Annotated in this window: 14 protein-coding genes and 1 tRNA gene; 5 read left to right on the forward strand and 10 right to left on the reverse strand. The window is 71.5% G+C overall.

From position 1 onward, the window contains the following. Positions 1-13: 13 nt before the first annotated feature. The 3 genes from ACWCPW_RS33305 to hppD form a co-directional block, all read right to left on the reverse strand. The gene (locus ACWCPW_RS33305; RefSeq protein WP_449765285.1) at positions 14-886 is read right to left on the reverse strand and encodes a hypothetical protein; all 873 of its coding nucleotides are present in this window, start codon (positions 884-886) and stop codon (positions 14-16) included. After that, complete coding sequence (locus tag ACWCPW_RS33310) at positions 883-2,085, reverse strand: homogentisate 1,2-dioxygenase (protein WP_449765286.1); 1,203 nt, start codon at positions 2,083-2,085, stop codon at positions 883-885. Before ACWCPW_RS33310 ends, ACWCPW_RS33305 begins: the two co-directional genes overlap by 4 nt. 87 nt (positions 2,086-2,172) lie before the next feature. Beyond that, positions 2,173-3,252: a 4-hydroxyphenylpyruvate dioxygenase gene (gene hppD / locus ACWCPW_RS33315; protein ID WP_395859891.1), complete on the reverse strand. Its 1,080-nt coding sequence runs from the start codon at positions 3,250-3,252 to the stop codon at positions 2,173-2,175. A gap of 200 nt (positions 3,253-3,452) precedes the next feature. Here hppD and ACWCPW_RS33320 point away from each other — a divergent pair, with 200 nt between their 5' ends. Together ACWCPW_RS33320 and ACWCPW_RS33325 are read left to right on the forward strand one after the other, a co-directional pair. Next, entirely contained in the window at positions 3,453-4,004 is a 552-nt protein-coding gene (locus ACWCPW_RS33320) for an Lrp/AsnC family transcriptional regulator (RefSeq protein ID WP_449765287.1), read from the forward strand. Between the two features lie 415 nt (positions 4,005-4,419). Then, positions 4,420-6,912, forward strand: coding sequence for a Tex family protein (locus tag ACWCPW_RS33325; RefSeq protein WP_449765332.1), 2,493 nt, complete (start codon positions 4,420-4,422; stop codon positions 6,910-6,912). 171 nt (positions 6,913-7,083) lie between these two features. On the opposite strand, the gene ACWCPW_RS33330 is transcribed toward ACWCPW_RS33325, so the two are convergent. Together ACWCPW_RS33330 and ACWCPW_RS33335 are read right to left on the reverse strand one after the other, a co-directional pair. Then, positions 7,084-7,656 carry a Clp protease N-terminal domain-containing protein gene (locus tag ACWCPW_RS33330; RefSeq protein ID WP_449765288.1) on the reverse strand — a complete coding sequence of 191 codons (573 nt, stop codon included), beginning with the start codon at positions 7,654-7,656 and terminating at the stop codon, positions 7,084-7,086. After that, complete coding sequence (locus tag ACWCPW_RS33335; RefSeq protein ID WP_026218136.1) at positions 7,656-7,865, reverse strand: helix-turn-helix domain-containing protein; 210 nt, start codon at positions 7,863-7,865, stop codon at positions 7,656-7,658. The genes ACWCPW_RS33330 and ACWCPW_RS33335 overlap by 1 nt, the downstream gene beginning before the upstream one ends. Positions 7,866-8,016: 151 nt before the next feature. Between ACWCPW_RS33335 and ACWCPW_RS33340 the strand changes: the two genes are divergently transcribed. After that, the gene (locus ACWCPW_RS33340; protein WP_449765289.1) at positions 8,017-8,988 is read left to right on the forward strand and encodes an NAD-dependent epimerase/dehydratase family protein; all 972 of its coding nucleotides are present in this window, start codon (positions 8,017-8,019) and stop codon (positions 8,986-8,988) included. Positions 8,989-9,134: 146 nt separating this feature from the next. On the opposite strand, the gene ACWCPW_RS33345 is transcribed toward ACWCPW_RS33340, so the two are convergent. From ACWCPW_RS33345 to ACWCPW_RS33360, 4 genes are read right to left on the reverse strand one after another with little or no spacing between them, the layout of a single operon-like run. Continuing rightward, a complete protein-coding gene (locus tag ACWCPW_RS33345; RefSeq protein WP_449765290.1) occupies positions 9,135-10,391 on the reverse strand; it encodes a TIGR02679 family protein in 1,257 nt (418 codons plus the stop codon). Beyond that, the gene (locus ACWCPW_RS33350; protein WP_449765291.1) at positions 10,388-14,515 is read right to left on the reverse strand and encodes a TIGR02680 family protein; all 4,128 of its coding nucleotides are present in this window, start codon (positions 14,513-14,515) and stop codon (positions 10,388-10,390) included. Before ACWCPW_RS33350 ends, ACWCPW_RS33345 begins: the two co-directional genes overlap by 4 nt. Positions 14,516-14,561: 46 nt before the next feature. Further along, a complete protein-coding gene (locus ACWCPW_RS33355; RefSeq protein WP_449765292.1) occupies positions 14,562-15,827 on the reverse strand; it encodes a TIGR02678 family protein in 1,266 nt (421 codons plus the stop codon). Continuing rightward, a complete protein-coding gene (locus ACWCPW_RS33360) occupies positions 15,824-17,743 on the reverse strand; it encodes a TIGR02677 family protein (RefSeq protein ID WP_449765293.1) in 1,920 nt (639 codons plus the stop codon). The genes ACWCPW_RS33355 and ACWCPW_RS33360 overlap by 4 nt, the downstream gene beginning before the upstream one ends. 33 nt (positions 17,744-17,776) lie before the next feature. Between ACWCPW_RS33360 and ACWCPW_RS33365 the strand changes: the two genes are divergently transcribed. Then, a tRNA-Leu gene (locus ACWCPW_RS33365) sits at positions 17,777-17,860 on the forward strand. A gap of 49 nt (positions 17,861-17,909) precedes the next feature. Further along, complete coding sequence (locus tag ACWCPW_RS33370) at positions 17,910-18,299, forward strand: hypothetical protein (RefSeq protein ID WP_449765294.1); 390 nt, start codon at positions 17,910-17,912, stop codon at positions 18,297-18,299. Positions 18,300-18,308: 9 nt separating this feature from the next. Here ACWCPW_RS33370 and ACWCPW_RS33375 read toward each other — a convergent pair whose 3' ends face one another. Then, positions 18,309-18,575 carry an integrase core domain-containing protein gene (locus tag ACWCPW_RS33375; RefSeq protein ID WP_449765295.1) on the reverse strand — a complete coding sequence of 89 codons (267 nt, stop codon included), beginning with the start codon at positions 18,573-18,575 and terminating at the stop codon, positions 18,309-18,311. Between the last annotated feature and the right edge of the window lie 88 nt (positions 18,576-18,663).

Below are 18,663 nucleotides of genomic sequence, written 5' to 3' on the forward strand. Positions count from 1 at the left end.
CTCCTCGATCGGATCAGTCGCGCTGGTGCGGGGGTTCGCCGAGCAGACCCAGGGTGAGTGCGTCCTGGAGCGGCTCGGCGACGCTACAGGTGCCGTACGAGGTCAGGTATCCGCGCAGGCGGGTGCGCTCGGTCAGCGTCAGGTCGTGCGCCATCCGGGTGAGTTCGGCGCTGTCGCGGATCGCGAGCACGTCGGCGACCGCGTCCGGTTCGGCGCCGGCGACGGCGTGGTGGGTGGCGAGCATCAGGTTGAGGTACCCGTGGTGCTCGAAACCCGTGGTCGGGTCGGTGTGCCGCACGGCGTTGTGCAGCCCGGCCGTGACCTTGAACGGCAGTTCGCGGATCCGGCACGCGTGGAGGAACGCGGCCAGTTCGGCCTCGTCCGGGAACGCGTGCGCGGCGGTACCGCCGGTGCGGAACTTGGGCCGCCCGTACGTGCCGGCGAGATTGTCCAGGTCTGCGTCGAGGCCCGCGCCTTTGAGGACCTCGACGTAGCCCGCCGTCATCTCCGGCAGGTGTTCGTGCAGCGCCGCGACCGCCTTGCCGATCTCGCCGTCGCCGGCGACCTCGATGCCCTCCAGGAACAACCCGGGGGTGTTCAGGATGGTGTGTACGGCGGAACCCACCGAGGCGGGGCCGCCGGGGGCCACGAGCACCACGCGCAGCGGCGCGCCGGGATCGGCGAGCGCGAGCAGGTCGGGCACGTGTGCCGCGCCGACCAGGAAGTTGCGCACGAACGGCGCGAACCACTCGTCGCGGTACACCCGGTGCGCGGGCACCGCCTCGGCCATCGGGGCGTTGCCGGGCGGGAACAACGCGGCGTCGTCCCACAATCCGGTGAACAACGCCTGGTGCAGGGTCTCGGGGGCGTCGGTGGATGCGCTCATGGTCCTGGCGCCTTCCCGGCCCAGGTCCACGCGTAACCGGGATCCTCGCTCGCGATGCCGCCCTCGCCGACACCCAGCGGGCTGAAGGTGTCCACCATGACCGCGAGCTCGTCGAAGAACTCGATGCCGATGCTGCGCTCGTAGGCGCCGGGCTGCGGCCCGTGCGCGTGCCCGCCCGGGTGCAGCGAGATCGAGCCCTGGCCGATCCCGGACCCCTTGCGGGCCTCGTAGTTGCCGCCGCAGTAGAACATGACCTCGTCCGAGTCCACGTTGGAGTGGTAGTACGGCACCGGGATCGACAGCGGGTGGTAGTCCACCTTGCGCGGCACGAAGTTGCAGATCACGAACCCCCGCCCCTCGAACACCTGGTGCGCGGGCGGCGGTTGGTGGATCCGGCCGGTGATCGGCTCGAAGTCGGAGATGTTGAACACGTACGGGTACAGGCACCCGTCCCAGCCGACCACGTCGAACGGGTGGGTGGGGTAGACGTAGCGGGTGCCGGCGATCTCCCCGCCCAGGCCGCGGTGCTTGACCAGCACCTCGACGTCGGTGCCCTCGGCCAGCAGCGGTTGGACCGGCCCGCACAGGTCCCGCTCGCAGAACGGCGCGTGCTCGAGCAGTTGGCCGAACCGGGAGAGGTAGCGCTTGGCGGGCGTGATGTGCGAGTTGGCCTCGATGCAGTACGCGCGCAGCGGCTCCTCGGTGCCGGGCACCCAGCGGTGGGTGGTGGCGCGCGGCAGGATCACGTAGTCGCCGGGTCCGACGGTGAGCGCGCCGAACACGGTCTCCACCGTCCCGGAGCCGGACTCGATGTACACGCACTCGTCGCCGAGCGCGTTGCGGTACAGCGGGGAGGGGCTGCCCGCGACCACGTAGGAGATTCGTACGTCGCCGTTGCCCAGCACCAGCCGCCGACCGGTGACCGCGTCGACGGCCTTCCACTCGTTGTCCGCGAACAGCTCGTGCAACTTGAGGTGGCGCGGCTTGAGCGGATGGTTGGCGGTGACGCTCTGGTCGGGGACCTCCCACACGCTCGCGTCGGCGATCGCCGACGGGATCGCGCGGTGATAGAGCAGCGAGGAGTCGGAGGTGAAGCCCTCCTCGCCCATCAGCTCCTCGTAGTAGAGGCCGCCGTCAGGGCGGCGGTGCTGGGTGTGCCGCTTCGGCGGCACCTCGCCCACGCTGCGGTAGTACGCCATGACTGCCCGACTCCTCCGTCCGCTCCCGCTGCCCTGTCGGCCCGTGTCCCGCCGGCCGCCGCCGTACCCGACGGCCGGCCCCTCGGCCTAGAGGTTGCCGCGGCGCTCCTGCTCGCGCTCGATCGCTTCGAACAGCGCCTTGAAGTTCCCCTTGCCGAAACCGAGCGAACCGTGCCGCTCGATCAGCTCGAAGAACACCGTCGGCCGGTCCTGCACGGGCTTGGTGAAGATCTGGAGCAGGTAGCCGTCCTCGTCGCGGTCGACCAGGATCTTCAGTTCGCGCAACGTCTCGACGGGTACCCGGGTCTCGCCGGCCCATTCCCCGAGCGTGTCGTAGTAGCTGTCCGGGGTGGACAGGAACTCGACGCCCATCTCGGCCATCGCGCGCACCGAGGCCACGATGTCGCCGGTGGCCAGCGCGATGTGCTGGACGCCGGGGCCGCCGTAGAACTCGAGGTACTCGTCGATCTGCGACTTCTTGCGGCTGACGGCGGGCTCGTTGAGCGGGAACTTCACCCGGTGGTTGCCGCTGGTGACCACCTTGGACATCAGCGCGGAGTACTCGGTGGCGATGTCGTCGCCGACGAACTCCTTCATGTTGGTGAAGCCCATGACGCGGTTGTAGAAGGCGACCCACTCGTCCATCCGGCCGAGCTCGACGTTGCCCACGCAGTGGTCGATGGCCTGGAAGTAGCGCTTGGGGTGGGCGGCGGGCTTGCCGCGGAACAGCGGCTCGGCGGCGACGAAGCCGGGCAGGAACGGGCCCTTGTAGCCGGACCGGTCCACCAGCGTGTGCCGGGTCTGGCCGTACGTGGCCAGCACCGCGGTACGCACCGTGCCGTGCTCGTCGGTGTCGTCGTGCGGCTCGACCAGCACGGTCGCGCCGTTCTCCCGGGCGAAGGCGATGGCCTTGTCGACGTCGGGGACCTCGATGGCGATGTCGGACACGCCGTCACCGTGGGCGGCGGTCGCGACGCCGACCTCGGTGCCGGCGTGAACCTCGCCGGTGATGCGGAAACGTGCCTTGCCGGACACGAGCACGTACTCGGCGACGTCGCGGCTCCCGGTCTCGGGACCGCGATAGGCGACGCAGGTCATCCCGAACGCCGTCGAGTAGTAGTGCGCGGCCTGCTTGGCGTTGCCGACGAAGAAACGAACATGGTCCATCGCGACGACCGGGAAGGGGTCTCCCGCCGGGTCGTGCTCGACGGCGCCGACGAGGGCGTCGGTGTCTTCAAGGGTGGTGAAGGTGCTCATGACGCGCGATCCCCTCGGAAAGGAACGGATGCCGGAAGTACACTTCCGAATGCAACATCTGACAAGGTTCGATCTGCGAGCTATGCAATTTGCCTAGATGGGTGCCTCATATGCGGGATGATCTACAGGATTCGCGCAGCACGCTCGACGAATTGGACGTGCGTCTCATCCGGGCCGGCCGCCAACACCCGCGGGCGGGCATGTTGGAACTGTCCCGGGTGATCGGTGTCTCCCGCGCCACGGTCCAGGCCCGCCTGGAGCGGATGGAGGCGGCGGGGGTGATCACCGGCTACGGCCCCGAGGTCGATCTGGTCGCCGCCGGGTACCCGGTTCTGGCCTTCGTCACACTGGAGATCGCCCAGGGCGGCCTGTCCGGCGTGGCCACCGCACTGAGCGCGGTCCCGCAGGTGCTGGAGGCGTACGGGACGACCGGCATCGGCGACGTGCACTGCCGGATCGCCGCCACCTCGAATCAGGACCTGCAACAGATCCTGATCGACATCAACCGCATCCCCGAGGTGGTCCGCTCCACCAGCGTCATCGTCCTGTCCGAGGTCGTCCCGATGCGCACCCTCCCCCTCCTCGAAGCCCAGGAACGCCGCCGCCCGAGCCGCGTCCCGTCCCTGCGCGACACCAACACGCCCCCACCCCCGGAAGGCTGAACCAACCTCGATCCGGCGCGGCGGACAGGACGCGGGGACACGGCGCGGCGGACGGAGCGCGACACCGCGACCCGAACCGGCGCCCGGGCGGCCGGCGGGCGGGCGCCATCACCCCCACCCACCACCTCCCAAGCCCGACATCCGTCATCCACGCCCGAGCGACCCGCGCCCCGGTCGGGAACCCGGGCGCCCTGGTAGACAGCGGCGACCACCCTCGCCACCGCCTCCCAGCCGACGCTCCCTCCGCCACCCCGCCCTGTCACCCCCCGCCCGAGCGGCCCGCGCCCGAGCGGCCCGCGCGGGCGGCCGGACCGGGAATCCGGGGTGGTGGCGGTGGGGCAGGGCGACAACGGGGGGTGCGGCCCGAGAGAATGCCGGGGGCAGGCTTGGTGATGAGGTGGATCGGGACGTGACGATGCAGGGTACGGAGCAGGGCGCGCGGCAGGATGTGCATCGGCGGATCGCCGAGGAGCTCGGGGTTCGGGAGGGGCAGGTCAAAGCGGCGGTCGAGTTGCTCGACGGCGGCGCCACCGTGCCGTTCATCGCCCGGTACCGCAAGGAGGTGACCGGGACCCTGGACGACACGCAGTTGCGCAACCTGGAGGAACGGCTGCGCTACCTGCGGGAGCTGGACGAGCGCCGTACCGCCGTGCTCGCCGCGATCGAGGCGCAGGGCAAGTTGGACGACCCGCTGCGGGCGCAGATCCTGGCGGCGGACTCCAAGGCCCGGCTGGAGGACATCTACCTCCCGTACAAGACGAAGCGGCGGACCAAGGCGCAGATCGCCCGCGAGGCCGGCCTGGAACCGCTCGCGCTCGGCCTGCTGGCCGACCCCTCGCGCGACCCGGCCGCCGCGGCCGAGGCGTTCGTCGACGCGGACAAGGGCGTCGCGGACGCGCAGGCGGCGTTGGACGGCGCGCGCTCGATCCTGGTCGAGCGGTTCGCCGAGGACGCCGACCTGATCGGCGCGCTGCGCGAGCGGATGTGGACGCGCGGGCGCGTGGTGGCCAAGGTGCGCGAGGGCAAGGAGGAGGCCGGCGCCAAGTTCGCCGACTACTTCGACTTCGCCGAGCCGTTCACCCGGCTGCCCTCGCACCGGATCCTGGCCATGTTCCGGGGCGAGAAGGAGGACGTACTCGACCTGACCCTGGCGCCCTCGACGGACGAGGAGGTCGACGGCCCGACCGACTACGAGCGCTCGATCGCGCACACGTTCGGCATCGTCAACCGCGACCGCCCGGCCGACAAGTGGCTCGCGGACACCGTGCGCTGGGCCTGGCGTACCCGGATCCTGGTGCACCTGGGCATCGACCTGCGCGGTCGGCTGCGGCAGGAGGCCGAGGACGAGGCGGTCCGGGTGTTCGCGGCCAACCTGCGCGACCTGTTGCTCGCCGCGCCGGCCGGCACCCGCGCCACGATGGGCCTGGACCCGGGCCTGCGTACCGGGGTCAAGGTCGCGGTGACCGACGACACCGGCAAGGTGGTCGCCACCGAGACCATCTACCCGCACGAGCCGCGCCGCCGCTGGGACGAGTCGATCGCCACCCTCGCCAAACTGGCCGCCGCGCACCGGGTGGACCTGATCGCGATCGGCAACGGCACCGCTTCCCGCGAGACGGACAAGCTGGCCGCCGAACTGATCGCCAAGCACCCCGAGTTGGGCCTGACCAAGGTGATGGTGTCCGAGGCGGGCGCGTCGGTGTACAGCGCCTCGGCCTTCGCCTCACAGGAACTCCCGGACCTGGACGTGTCGTTGCGCGGCGCGGTCTCCATCGCCCGCCGACTCCAGGACCCGTTGGCCGAGTTGGTCAAGATCGACCCGAAGTCGATCGGCGTCGGCCAGTACCAGCACGACCTGTCCGAGCTGAAGTTGTCCCGCTCGCTGGACGCGGTGGTCGAGGACTGCGTGAACGCGGTCGGCGTGGACGTCAACACCGCGTCCGCGCCGCTGCTGACGCGGGTGTCCGGGATCGGCGCGACGCTGGCCGACAACATCGTGCAACACCGGGACGCGAACGGCCCGTTCAAGACCCGGCGCGACCTGAAGAACGTCGCGCGACTGGGCCCGAAGGCGTTCGAGCAGGCGGCGGGCTTCCTGCGAATCCCGGCCGGGGACGACCCGCTGGACGCGTCCTCGGTACACCCGGAGGCGTACCCGGTCGTCCGCAAGATCGCCGCGGCGGCGGGTGGCGACGTCCGGACCCTGATCGGCGCGGCGCCGAGGCTGCGCGCGCTGGACCCGAAGGCGTTCACGGACGAGAAGTTCGGCCTGCCGACGGTGACCGACATCCTGCGCGAGTTGGAGAAGCCGGGGCGTGACCCGCGGCCGGCGTTCAAGACGGCGACCTTCAGGGAGGGTGTCGAGAAGCTGTCCGACCTGCAACCCGGCATGCTCCTGGAGGGTGTGGTCACCAACGTGGCCGCGTTCGGCGCGTTCGTGGACGTCGGCGTGCACCAGGACGGCCTCGTGCACGTCTCGGCGATGTCGAAGACGTTCGTGAGCGATCCGCACGACGTGGTCAAGTCGGGCGACGTGGTCCGGGTCAAGGTGCTCGACGTGGACATCCCGCGCAAGCGGATCTCGCTGACGCTGCGGCTGGAGGACGAGCCGGAGCAGCGCGGGGCACGGGGCGACCGGGCCGACCGCGGTGACCGCGGCCCTCGCGGCCCTCGGCCGGAGCGCGGGGCTCGCGAGGGTCGGCCACAGGGTGACGGGCGACAGGGCGGCGGCCGGCAGGGCGACGGACGACAGGGCGGAGCACGCCAAGGCACCGGCGGCTCGGGCGCCCAGGGCGGCGGTCAGGGCCGACGCGCGACTCCCCCGAAGCAGAGCCGAGGCCCGCAGGGCCCGGCCGGAGGCGGCGGCGCCATCGCGGACGCCCTCCGGCGGGCCGGCTTGGTGGAGTAGGGACCGGCCGCAGCGCGAGGCCGGTGTTCACGGTCGGTGTTCACGGTCGGTGTTCACGGCGGCGTGAGCGTATGGGCCCGGGAAGTCTCAAGCGAACTCGAGCCTTCCCGGGCCCTTTCGGATGTCCCCGTCCCCCATCGCGCGTGAGCGCGTGAGCGCGTGAGCGCGTGCTCAGCCCGCCTGTGCCGTCGGCGCCAGCGCCCGCAGTACCGCCGTGTGGGTGACACCGTGCTCCGCGAGCAGGTCCGCGACCACCCCCGATCGGGCGGTGAGCGCGAGCAGAATGTGCTCGTCGCCGATATGCCGCTGACCGCGCGCGACCGACTCGCGCAGCGACTGCTCCAGCACCTTCTTGGCGCCGGGCGTGAACGGAACGTGCCCCGTACGCCCACCGAAGGGCCACAACCGGCGCCGCTGTCGGCCCACCGCCAACGCGCCCTCGCCGTGCGCCTGTTCGACGCGCGCGACGATCTCCCCCACGTCGATCCCCAGGTCGGCGAGCGCGGCCTCGTCGGCCTGCGACATACCGCCGCGCCGCCGGGCCCGGGCCAGTCCGCGTTCGAACTCGTCCCGACTCGCCACGAACCCGAGCGCCGCCAGCGCGACCGAGGCCTGCGTACCCTGCGCGTCCAGCAGCGCCGCGAGCATGTGCTCCTCCTCCACGCCGGCGTCCCCGGCCCGCCGCGAGTGCTCGATGGCCCCGTACACGACGCCCCGGGCACTGTCCGTGAACCTCTCGAACATCAGTTCCTCCCGTGCTTCTTGTGCACCGCCTGGCGGCTCACCCCGAGCTCGGCCGCGATCTCCTGCCACGACCACCCCTGCACGCGCGCACTGCGCACCTGCACGGCCTCCAATTGCTCGAGCAGCCGGCGCAGCGCGGCCACGGCCCGTAGGCCCACCCGTGGATCCCGGTCCCCCGCACGACTGGCGAGGTCGGTTGCTTCGGTCATGCTCGTCAACCTACGTTGACACCCACCACCTGTCAATCACGGTTGACACATCCGTCGCCGAAACGCCTTCGAAAGGCCATGGGACAGGCCTTCAGGAAGCCGTCGAAAACACGCGAGCGCCGATCCCACCGACCCGATACGGTCGCGAACCATGCGCATTCTTGTACTCGGAGGCACCGCGTTCGTGGGCCGGGCGATCGTCGAGGACGCACTGGCCCGGGGCGCCGAGGTGACCCTCTTCGGCCGAGGCAGAACCGGCGCCGACCTCTTCCCGCAGGCCTCCCGGCGGATCGGCGACCGCGACACCGGCGACTACACGGCGCTGCGCGTGGGCGAGTGGGACGCGGTGGTGGACGTCAGCGGATACGTACCGCGCCACGTCGGGCAGGCGATGGCGGTACTCGGCGACCGGGTCGGCCGCTACCTGTTCGTCTCCAGCCACGCCGTCTACGTACAGTCCGGAGTCGGCCCGGGCTCGGACGAGGACACCCCTCGCCGCGCACCCGTCCGCGACACCGAGGTACTCGACAACGACACCTACGGCCCCTGCAAGGTCGCCTGCGAGGACGACGTGCTCGCCCGCTACGGCGACCGCGCCACCATCGTGCGACCGGGCAAGGTCGCCGGCCCCCACGACGTCCAGGAAACCTTCACGTACTGGAGCCGCCGAGCCGCCCGCGGCGGCCGCGTCGCCCTCCCTGGCCGGCCCGAACAGCCGATCCAAGTGGTCGACTCCCGCGACCTGGCCGGCCTGGTCAACCGACTCCTGATCGACAACCGCCCCGGCGCCTTCCACGCCGTGGGGCCCGCCGAACCGACCACCCTGGGCGACCTCATCCACACCTGCGCACAGGCCGCCGGCACCGAGGTGGAAATCGTCCCCGTCTCCCCCGACGCCGTCCCCGGCCCCTTCCCCCTGGTCACCCCCGAGGCCCAATGGCCCGCCCGCCAACGCAGCGCCACCCGCGCCCGAGCCGCCGGCCTCCCGACCACACCGCTGTCGGTCACCGCCGCCGACGTCCTGGCCTGGGACCGCGCCCGGGGCGAACCCCCACTGCCTGGGGAGTTGCCGGCGGACGAGGAAACCCGCCTCCTGAGGCGGGGCCAAGCACCCACGGGCTGACCAGCGACCCGGAACAGCCCTCCCGGACAGGGGCGTTGTCTGCGGACCTGTCGGGTCGGCCGGCCGACTTCGACCTCGCGCGGGCCCGGACTCGTTCACCGGATCGGGACCACGTCGCCGGCCGGACAACCCTCACCCCGTCGGCTTCACCGTGTTCCGGCTCGCCCCGTCGACCGGAGATCGGCCAGGAGGTGATCGAGGACCGCCTCCTCCTCGACCCGGCGGCCGGCCGCCTTCATCGCCGGCGCCAAGTCCGGGTCCCACGCGGCCACCGTCGCGGTGCCCGTCAGCACGGTGCCGGGCCGTGCGGCCACGGCCGCCCGGTAGTCCCGGGCACCGTAGCGCCACGGCTCGACGGTGAGCCGCGCGGCGAGGCCGGCCACGATCCGCAGACCGCCCCAGTCGAAGTCGCCGTGTGCCCGCACCACCGCTCCCGCGGCGGTCAGTGCCGTCAACAGCCCCACGGCGGCCGTGCCGGGCTGACCGGACACACACACCAGAGGCGGGCACTCCGCCCCGATCCGGTGTGCGGCCGCCGCGACCACGGCCGGGTTCTCGCACACGAACACGGCGGTTCCCGCGGTCAGCGCCGCGGGCGGATCGCCGACGATCTGGCGCAGGGTCAACACCGCCGGCTGCCCGGCCGCGGTCAGGATCGCGAGCGCCCGCCCCGTGGGCGAGCTGTCGTCACCAGGCAGTCCGAGGGTGAGCACCGTGCTCGACAGGTCGTCCTTGAGCAGTCCGACGCCTGCCCAGACCCGTCGCCGCCACGCCGCGCCGCTTCCGGCCGGCGCCCCCGCCAGCACCCGCGCCGCGCCGAACACCAGCGTGGCCACCGGACGATCCTCGTCGAGTGCGTGCGCGTCGGCGCAGACGCGCGCCGCGAAGACACCGATCGGCTCCCCCTCGACCGGCAACCCGCCGAGCACGCTCGCGACATCCGCCAACACGCGTCCGGCGCCTTCCGGGGTGCCGCACAGCCGTCGCACCAGTCCGGACGCGCGGATCTCCGCCGCCCATTCCGACAACTCGGGCCGCGTGTCGAGCAGATCCTCCACCGGCCGAAAGGCCTGGTCCCAGGCGCTGCGCTGCGCCGAGGCCAACTCCCGGCGGACCGACACCGGTCCACCCAGGATCTCCACGGCCGCCGCGAGGCCGGCCGGGCACGCACCCGATTCGCGAAGAATACGATCGACTGCCGACAGCGCGACCGACAACGACCCGGCGGCGCGAGCCGGTCGGCCCAACAACCGTTCCACTGCCGCTCGTTGGGCCACAGTCGGCTCCTTGAGGGTGACCGACCCGTCGAGTGCGCGGGCACGTTCGAGGCGCTGTCGCGTTCGAGCGACCAACCACGCGAGGTCCGCCCCGCCGAGCAGCCGTTCGAGGTGCGTCCCGGTCATGACCACAGCTCGTCCTGCGCGGCATCGGCAGAGCCGCCCGACCTCGGCGTCGGCACCGGACCGGTCACCATCGGCCCGGGATCAACGCCGCGGAAACGATGTTCGCCATTCCATTCCCAGCGGGTCACCAATACCGCCGCGATCTCGTCCACACGCGACAACTGGGCGATGGCCAAGCCTGGGACCTCGGGATAGCAGCCCCATTCGCGCTCGCTGGTCATCACCACGTCCAGGTCGAAGGCCGCCAACAGACCCAGGCACTTGGCCCGCGAGTCGTCGTCGACACCCGCGAACGCCTCGTCCAACGTGACCAGCCGGGGCGCGTACGGGTTCGCCGCCGAGGCGTAGTGCGAGGACGCCGCCGCGAACAGCGGCACCGAGGCCGCGAGCACCCGTTCGCCGCCGGAGGCCGGACCGGTCGCTGTACTCCACTGGCCGTGCTGATGCCGCTCGATCCCGAACTCGTGCCAGGAGCGGTAGTCGAGGGCCGTGGTGAGTTGTTCGACCCAGGTGCCGCCGGTGTCCCGGCTGCGCACGCGCGCGATCTCGGCCTGCAGGAAGTCGCCCACTGCCGCGCGGTCCTCGGCCGTCCAGGCGTCGGCGGTCTGACGCAACAGCCGACTGCGCGCGGCGGCCAAGCCGGTCGGAGCCTCCCGCGCCGGGCGCCACACCAGTCGCAGCCGCATACCGGTGCTGGTCGGGCGGGCCGCCAGCTCGCTGTTCATCACCGCCACCCGGCGTTCCGCCGCTCCGATCAACTCCTGGAGCGTGCCCGCCACTTCGGAGATCAGATGATTTTCCAGGATCTCCCGCTCCCGGGCCGAGAGCAACCGACGCCGGGCCTCGACCTCCGCCGCCAGGGAAGCTGCGAGATCGGCCACCGTCGAGGTACGGCCCTGAAAGACGATGTCGACGACCACGCCGTCCTCGAGCATGTGGCCCGAGGCGGTGTGTCCATGGCGCCCGAGGGCGTCCTGGAGGTTCTTCAGTTCCTCCGCCACCCGCCGCTGTACCCGCTCCCACGCCTGGTCCGAGTCCTCGGTCTGCTCCAACTCGCGCTCGATGCGACGCGCGAAGCGCACCGAGGGATCGGGGGCCCAGCCGGAGTCCGGTGCGGGTACGTCCAGTTCCGGCAGGGCCACGGTCAGCAGGCCGGTGCCCGCGAACCGGCGCAGTGCGGCGACCGCTTCGTCCCTGGTGCGCGCGGACTCGACGACGTCGCGCTCCAGTTGCCCACGACGCCCCTGGGCGACGCCTGCGGCCTTGACCGCGTCCGTGTGCTCGCGGTGGGCCCGTCGGCCGGCCTCCTCGCACGCACGCACGGCCGTTCGCGTCTCGGTGAGCCTGCGTTGCAGCTCGGCGACGGCCGCGCCGACGGTGGCGGCCAGGGTTTCGTACCCACTCTCGGCGGCCAGGGCCGCGCGCTGTGCCGTCTCGGCCCGCTCGCGCAATTCGCTTGCGTGCACCGCCGCCCGTTCGGCCTCGACGAGTTCGTTGGCGGCAGCGGTCGAGGCAGCGGTGTGCTCGCGTAGCGCCGGCCACAGCGCGGCCAGTGCCTCGCGGTATCGGGCCAGGCCGGCCGAGACCGAGACGAGCTCGTCGGGTTCGGCGGGCAGGCCGGTGTCGACGGCAGTGCGCCGGACCTCGGCCTCGGCCGAGGCCGCGCGAGTCGCCGCGTCGGCCACAAGCCGCTCCTGTTCGGCGCGCCGTGTGCTCAGGGCCGCCAGGTGGGTACCGGAGGCCGCGAACTGCGCGTGCGCCCGGCGCAGCGCCTCGTCACCCGGTCGCGCCGCGGACTCCTCGTCGAGCCGATGCTGACGTGTCGCCACCGCCTCGGACCGGTCCTCGAGTTCGACCCACCGGGCGTCGAGCTCGGTGAGTTCGGCGGTCAGTACCTCGATCCGGGTCCGGCGGGCACTCTCCCGGGCACCCGCGCCCAGATATTCCGCGCTCGGTTTGGTCCAGCGGCCGGTCAACGCACCGATGGTGAAGCTGCCGTCCGCCGCCACCCGGGTGACCGCTCGGCTGCCCGAACCCCAGCCGATCGAGGCGAGCAACCGACTCACCGTCGCGTCCGGCACGGCCGTGGCCCGTTCGTCACCTCGGTCGACCGCGGGACGCAGCACGTCGCCGAGGGTGTGTCCGGCAACGTCCGGCCCGGGCCGGGCGAGCAGATCGCCGGTCCTCGCCGAGGTCGCCGTACCGTCCGGGTCGATCCAGGCGTCGAGCAACCCGGAAGCCTCCAGGGCCGCTTCGATCCCGGCTCGGACGGCGCCGTCGGGCACCGCGTCGGTGAAGTCGACCAGGCGCCACAGGGGCGCGCCCGGGCGCGACGTGCGGGCGGCGTCGTCGCGGGTGTGCGGCGGCCGTGGCGGGCGGGTCCCACCCGCGTGCAGCTCGGCCAGCTCGGCGCGCAACCGTTCGGCCCGGGCTTCGGTTTCCCGCCGTTCCGCGGCCAGGCCGGCCGCCTGCGCCGCGAGCACCGCGTGCCGTTCGCGAACCGCCGCGGCGGTGGCCGCGTGGACCGGGTCGGGGCCCGCCAACGTGTCCGCCCACACGGTGAGTTCGTCGAGTAGGCCGACCGGATCCGCAGGTCGCAGTTCGGTACACGCGGCCAGGTACTCGCGCACGGCCGCGACAAGGGCGCGCGTCTGGACCCGGACCGCTTCGGCGCTGTGCTCGTGTTCCTCGGCCTGGGCCGCCAGTTCACCCTCGATGTCGGTGAGTCGTTGGCGAGCCGCCGCGCGGACACCGGCGAGACGATCGGCCTCGCGGTGCAGCTCGGCAAGCAGCTCGACGGTGCGCCGACGGCGGTCGACCAGATCGTCGGCTGCCCGGCGCACCCGAGGTTCGTCGACCAGGGCGCCGGCCACGTGTTCGGCGTGTGCGGCGGTCAGTATGGCCTGCCCGGCCGCGGCGGCGGCCATGCCGCGCACGGTGGCGACATCGTCGACGGCTGCCGCCGACCGGGCGGCAGCGCCGGCCGCTCGGTCGCCCGCGCGCCGTTCGTCCTCGTCCGCGCGCCGTGCGTCCGCTTCGGCGCGGGCCGCATCCGCTCGGGCGGAGCGCGCGGTCTCGGCGGCCCGGTCCAGTTCGCGGGCGCTGCGCATCTCCGGGCCGGCTCGCAGAGCTTCGTCCTGGGCCTGGAGCCGAGTCGCCTCGGCGGCGTGCCCGGCGATCAGTTCCTCGGCCGCCGCGACCCGGAGTTCGGCCTCGGATTCCTCCGTCTGCGCCCGGGTCAACTCGGCGCGCAGCCCGTCGTAGCGGGCCTGTTCACTGCGCGGGAGCCGGGCACGGCGGCGAGAGGCAACCCGGGCGTAACGCTGATAGTGAGTCAGGAACGCGGTTGCCGCCTGCTCGGTCTCGGCCATCGCGGCGAGCCGGGCCTGATCCTCGTCCAGACTGCGGAAGGCTTCCGCGACGTCCGCGACCACTGCCTGGTCCATCGGCGTGAGGGCCTCGGTTAGCGCTCTGGAGAGCGTCTTCTCGCTGGGTCGTTTGGACAGTTGAGGCTGACGCAGTTGGATGAGCAGGTCGACGAGCGCGGCGTAGCGCTGTTCACCGAGGCCGAACAGCGCGTCGTCCACGGCCCGGCGGTAGCTGCCCGCCTGGTCGTAGACCAGCCCGTGACCGGCCAATGCCTCGGTCAGCCGATCCCGGGTCAGCGCCGTGCGGGTGCCGTCGATCAGGGACAGGCCGGCGCCGACGCGCTGCGTGGTCAGGAAGTACCAGTGCCGAACGATCCCTCTACCCGCCACCGCCTTGAGCCCGCAACCCAGCGTGCGGTACTCGACGGTGCCGTCCCCGGCACGCCTGCCGAATTCGATCCACGTGTAGCCGAGTCGCTCGTTGTGCGGGTGTTCGCCGCCCAGAAGCAGATTCCATTCCATCCGCTTGCGTGGATCGCCGTCGGGTTCGACCCGGTGCGCGGACAGGTCGCCGTCGAGGAGGAAGGGCAGGGTCAGCGCGAGCACCTTGGATTTACCGGTGCCGTTGTTGCCCCGCAGCAGCAGGCGCCCGTCCCGGAAGTGGAACTCCTCCGCGTCGTAGTGGAACAGGTCCACCAGGCCGGTGCGCAACGGCTGCCAGCGCTCGCGGGCGGGCTGCGGCAGGAAAGGGCTCATCGGCGGCTGTCCTTCGGTCCGGTTCGCCGGGTGCGCGGGGTCGGGGTCATCGGCGGGTGCCCTTGGCCGGTGTTCGCCGGGCGCGCCGGGCCGGCGGCTTTGCCCCGGGTTCGAGGAGGATGGGCTCCCCGACGGCGTAGCGTGCGAGTGCCGGCAGCGCGACGACGGCGGGCGCTGCCTCGTGGTCGTCGATTCGAACGAGGAGGCCCAGCGCGGTCAGTCGGCTCACGGCCTGCTCGACGAGTTCGTCCTCCGCGCCCGGTTCACTCGCGGCCTTGCGCCAGAATCCACCGTGCTCACGCGCGAACTCCCGCACGCGCACCCGCAATTCCGCGACGGTGACCACTGTGGCCGGTTCGGCGGCCAGCCGTTCGGCAAGCAGCAACGTCACGTGCCCGTCGGTACCGGTGTCGGGCATCTTGACGTCGGTCAGCTCATCGTCGGGATCCACCATGGCGATGCCCTCGGCACGCACCTCCGGAACCAATCCGGTCAGCTCCGTGATCGCTCCGGTGATGTGGGGCCGCTGCTTCTGGAGATAGGCGAATTCCGTGTCGGACAGGTTCGCGTAGTACACGACCGGATCGTCCAGGAGCGCGCGGGTGAGGTGGTGCCGAATGCGCTGATTGCGCAGGTCGTCGTTGTCGAGCACGGGATCGTCGGCCAGCCCGGCGAGCCGCTCCTCGAAACCGGCCGCGGTGATCGTGGAGGGACCTCGCCTGGAGGTGAGCAGCCCGGCGAGTACCCGACGATCGACGTCGTACAGCGCATCCCCGGTGGCTTTGAGGTAAGCCTCCTCGTCACCGGCCACCAGGGTCAGCACTCCGAGTCGGATCATCAGGCGAACCACGGCCACCAGGTCGGCACGTTCCTCGCGGTTCTCCAGCGTGAACTCGACGCCGGCCTCGCTCAGAGCCGGATCGGCCGCACCGATCACGATCTGCTCGGCCAGGCGCCCGAGCGCGATCTGATGATCCGAACGCTCCAACGCGGCAAGCGCGAGGCAGGCGAGCACGTACCTTCGGGCCCCGAAAGGCAGCTTCGTACGCGGATCACGTGCCGGATGGGTGGCCGAGTCCGCGTCGGCGGGCACCTTGTACAGGCGTGCGACCTCGGCGTCGACGTACAGCCGCCATCCGGTGTTGCGCTCGAACCAGCGCCGCAACTCGGCGGCGAACTGCTGAACGAGACGGAACTCCCCGCCCTCCTCTCCCCGTGCGCGGAGCAGGGGAGCACGCAGGAGCGCTCGCGCGGCCCGACGCCGCTTGACCTGGCGGTCCTCGTCGAGAGCCGATCCCAGCGCGCGCGTCACGCGCCGATCCCTTCCGCGGTGCCGGCGGGCTCCGCCATGCCTGCATCCTCCACGGGTTGCCGGCCCTGGCCGGTGTGCCCGACGTCTCCGGTCGGGCCTGCGGGATCGGTCTCCGCGGTCTCCCTGGTCTCCCTGGTCTCCCCGAGGTCGATGGTCTCCCCGGTCTCCCCGGTCTCCCCGAGGTCGATGATCTCGATCAAAAAGTCGGGGCCGCTGAACACCCCGACGGTGGTGCGCACTTCGGCGCGGGCGTCGTCATCGGGCAAGGTGAGGTGAATCTCCATCGAGCCGTCGTGGCCGGTCGCCACCACGTGGGTGGTCTCGGGACGCCAGAGCGCGAGCGCGTCGCCGAGAAGCTGCAGAAACAGGCCGAAGGTGACGGGATCCAGTTCCGGCAGTCGCCCGAGCCGGGTCACCCCGCGCGTGGCGAGCAGGGCCCGGGCCGCCGCGAGTTGGAGGCGTTCGCGTCGCGCGTGCTCGGCGAGGAACCGGCGCGCCTCGGATCGATCCGCGATGCGGTTCGGCTTGCCGCGTCGCTCGTACGACCCGGTCTTGCGCAGCTGCGGGCTGATGTGGATGGGCGGGGCATCGTGCCATGAGGTCGTGGCGGCAGGCGGATCCTGCTCCCGAGCCTGCAACGTCTCCGCGTCCACGGTCAGGTGCCTGGACGCGTGCAACCCGAACGCCGACCGCCACAACCGATGCCGGGCGGCATCGTCGGGGGCTTGGGCAAACCACACCGCGAGGGCACGAAAATCGGCCGAGCGATCGGAACGGCCGGCTCGGCGCTCGTTGAGCACCGCGACCACGGTGAGCAACTGCGGAATCGCACTGCGCGCACGGCCGCGCAGCAGCCGGGCCTGCGACTCGTGCCCGCCCTCGGCGATGAACCAGGCACGCAGCCCTTGCCAGCGCCCGACCCACGTCTCATACAGAGCGAGCCGGACGGCGGTCTCCGCGTCGGCTCCCTTCGCAGCTATCTCCGTCGGATCCGGCGCGGCATCACCCGACTCGCGCTCCGCGGCGCTGCTCAGAAGCCGCCCCAGGTCACCGTCGGCCCGACGCGGGTCACCCAGTTCGTCCAGCAGGCCGGCGATCCGCGCGCCGCGCGTGACCAGATCGGCGATGAACCGTTCCAGGTAGTCGATCAGCCGATCCTTATAGGCGAGGAAGATCTCGACGTCGGCATCGTGCAGGTCGATCGTCCGCTGCAGCGAGCCCATGAAGGCACGAGCATTGTCGGCCAGGTCGGTGAACCGATGCACCAGGGTGATGAGCGCGAGATGGACCTTGCCCTCGTCGAGCCGATCGGCCGCGCCGAATTCGATCAGCGCCCGCAACTGCGTCGCGATGTCCTCCAAGGCCACCGCCTGGAGCGCACCCCTCCTGCCGAGCGCGGCGTCGTACGCGCTGAGCGCCTCCTCGACCGCCTCGCCCTCACGCGTCAGTTGGTAGAGGTACCGATGCCGATAGAAATCCTCGACGGACGTGACCCGCCCGGTGTCCGCGTCCGCCCGCAGATTCCCCCAATCCGCAAGACGCTCGAGCGCCGTGGCCACGACCGGGAGCTCGACCCGCTCCGCCAGCGCCGCCTGCACGTCCTCGGGCCGCAAATGCACGAGAAACCGCTGCTTGGCCTCGACGAAGACACTCATGACGGCCCGATACAAGGAACTGTTCGGCGCAGTCGGGTAGCTGAAGGGCCTATGACTCACGAGCCCGTTGTCCCTCGACATCGCCAACCATTCTGCCGCACCCCATCCAGCCGGCGACGGGATACCGCGAACTCCACCGCACTCGCCCCGCCCACCGTGCTCGCCCCGCCCACCCCCGAACCGACCACCCGCGCCAAGCCCCAGGTCAACCCCCCTGATCCCGGTCCGACACCCCTCAGGATCTTTGATATGGTTCTCCACGTCGCCGCACGAAACACCAGCGGAGACCACCCGGTCCGGGTGGCGGAATTGGCAGACGCGCTAGCTTGAGGTGCTAGTGCCCGAAAGGGCTTGGGGGTTCAAGTCCCCCCTCGGACACAATCAGTACGCCTGCAGTCGGTGATGGTCGAGTTTCGACCATCACCGTTTGTGTTTTGTCATCGAAGACCAGGTGCAGGCCGAGTGCCTCGTAGACCTCCCGCTTACCATCCGGGTCCGCCTTCTTGAGGATCTGCAGCATTCCGCCGAGTGCCTCGACGAGGGCCCGGATCTCTTCCCGGCTCATGCGCCCCTGCCCGCCGCTGCCTCCAGTCATCCGAGTCGGCTGGAGCTGCGCCGTGGTCCGCCGGCCCTGGACCTCACAGGTCCAGCCGGCGACGAGGGCCGCGTCGGCTCCGGCCTCCAGCGTGGCGCGATGACGAGCCGGCTTCCGGTCGCATTCGGCGATCGTTTGGCGTACGGCGTCGGCCTGCAGGTCGTTCTCGGGCGGTACGTGCTCGAGGGCTGTGCTGGTCAAAAACTCGGCTACCGGGTTTGACCTGCGGTTTCATGCTGCTGACTGGTACTCGTTGAGGAGGCCGCCGAGTACTTGGCGGCGGCGTATTCGGCCGGGCTGGGCTGGGAACGTGAGCACGTTCGGGTCGTCGTTCGGGGCGTGCAGGTGCGGTCCGTCGCCTTGGTGGTTGCGGCCGGTGTTGTAGTGCTCGACGCAGGCATCGAGGACCGTACTCAGGTGGTGTTCGCCGGTGATGAGGAGCCGGTCGGTGCACTCACGCCGGACGGAGGCGATCCAGCGTTCCGCGAACGCGTTCATCCGCGTCCGCGAGGGCGTGGCGCGCGGGGAGTTCCGGACGGACGACCCGTACGTGACGACCCTTCAGATCATCGTCGTCCTTGATGGC

The organism is Embleya sp. NPDC001921, assembly GCF_053594475.1.

Coding starts and splice junctions, on each gene's coding strand:
- ACWCPW_RS33335 (WP_026218136.1), bottom strand. CDS start 7,865: ATGACCGAAGCAACCGACCTCGCCAGTCGTGCGGGGGACCGGGATCCA.
- ACWCPW_RS33320 (WP_449765287.1), top strand. CDS start 3,453: ATGCGGGATGATCTACAGGATTCGCGCAGCACGCTCGACGAATTGGAC.
- ACWCPW_RS33310 (WP_449765286.1), bottom strand. CDS start 2,085: ATGGCGTACTACCGCAGCGTGGGCGAGGTGCCGCCGAAGCGGCACACC.
- ACWCPW_RS33305 (WP_449765285.1), bottom strand. CDS start 886: ATGAGCGCATCCACCGACGCCCCCGAGACCCTGCACCAGGCGTTGTTC.
- ACWCPW_RS33375 (WP_449765295.1), bottom strand. CDS start 18,575: ATGAACGCGTTCGCGGAACGCTGGATCGCCTCCGTCCGGCGTGAGTGC.
- ACWCPW_RS33330 (WP_449765288.1), bottom strand. CDS start 7,656: ATGTTCGAGAGGTTCACGGACAGTGCCCGGGGCGTCGTGTACGGGGCC.
- ACWCPW_RS33325 (WP_449765332.1), top strand. CDS start 4,420: ATGCAGGGTACGGAGCAGGGCGCGCGGCAGGATGTGCATCGGCGGATC.
- ACWCPW_RS33350 (WP_449765291.1), bottom strand. CDS start 14,515: ATGAGCCCTTTCCTGCCGCAGCCCGCCCGCGAGCGCTGGCAGCCGTTG.
- ACWCPW_RS33340 (WP_449765289.1), top strand. CDS start 8,017: ATGCGCATTCTTGTACTCGGAGGCACCGCGTTCGTGGGCCGGGCGATC.
- hppD (WP_395859891.1), bottom strand. CDS start 3,252: ATGGACCATGTTCGTTTCTTCGTCGGCAACGCCAAGCAGGCCGCGCAC.
- ACWCPW_RS33345 (WP_449765290.1), bottom strand. CDS start 10,391: ATGACCGGGACGCACCTCGAACGGCTGCTCGGCGGGGCGGACCTCGCG.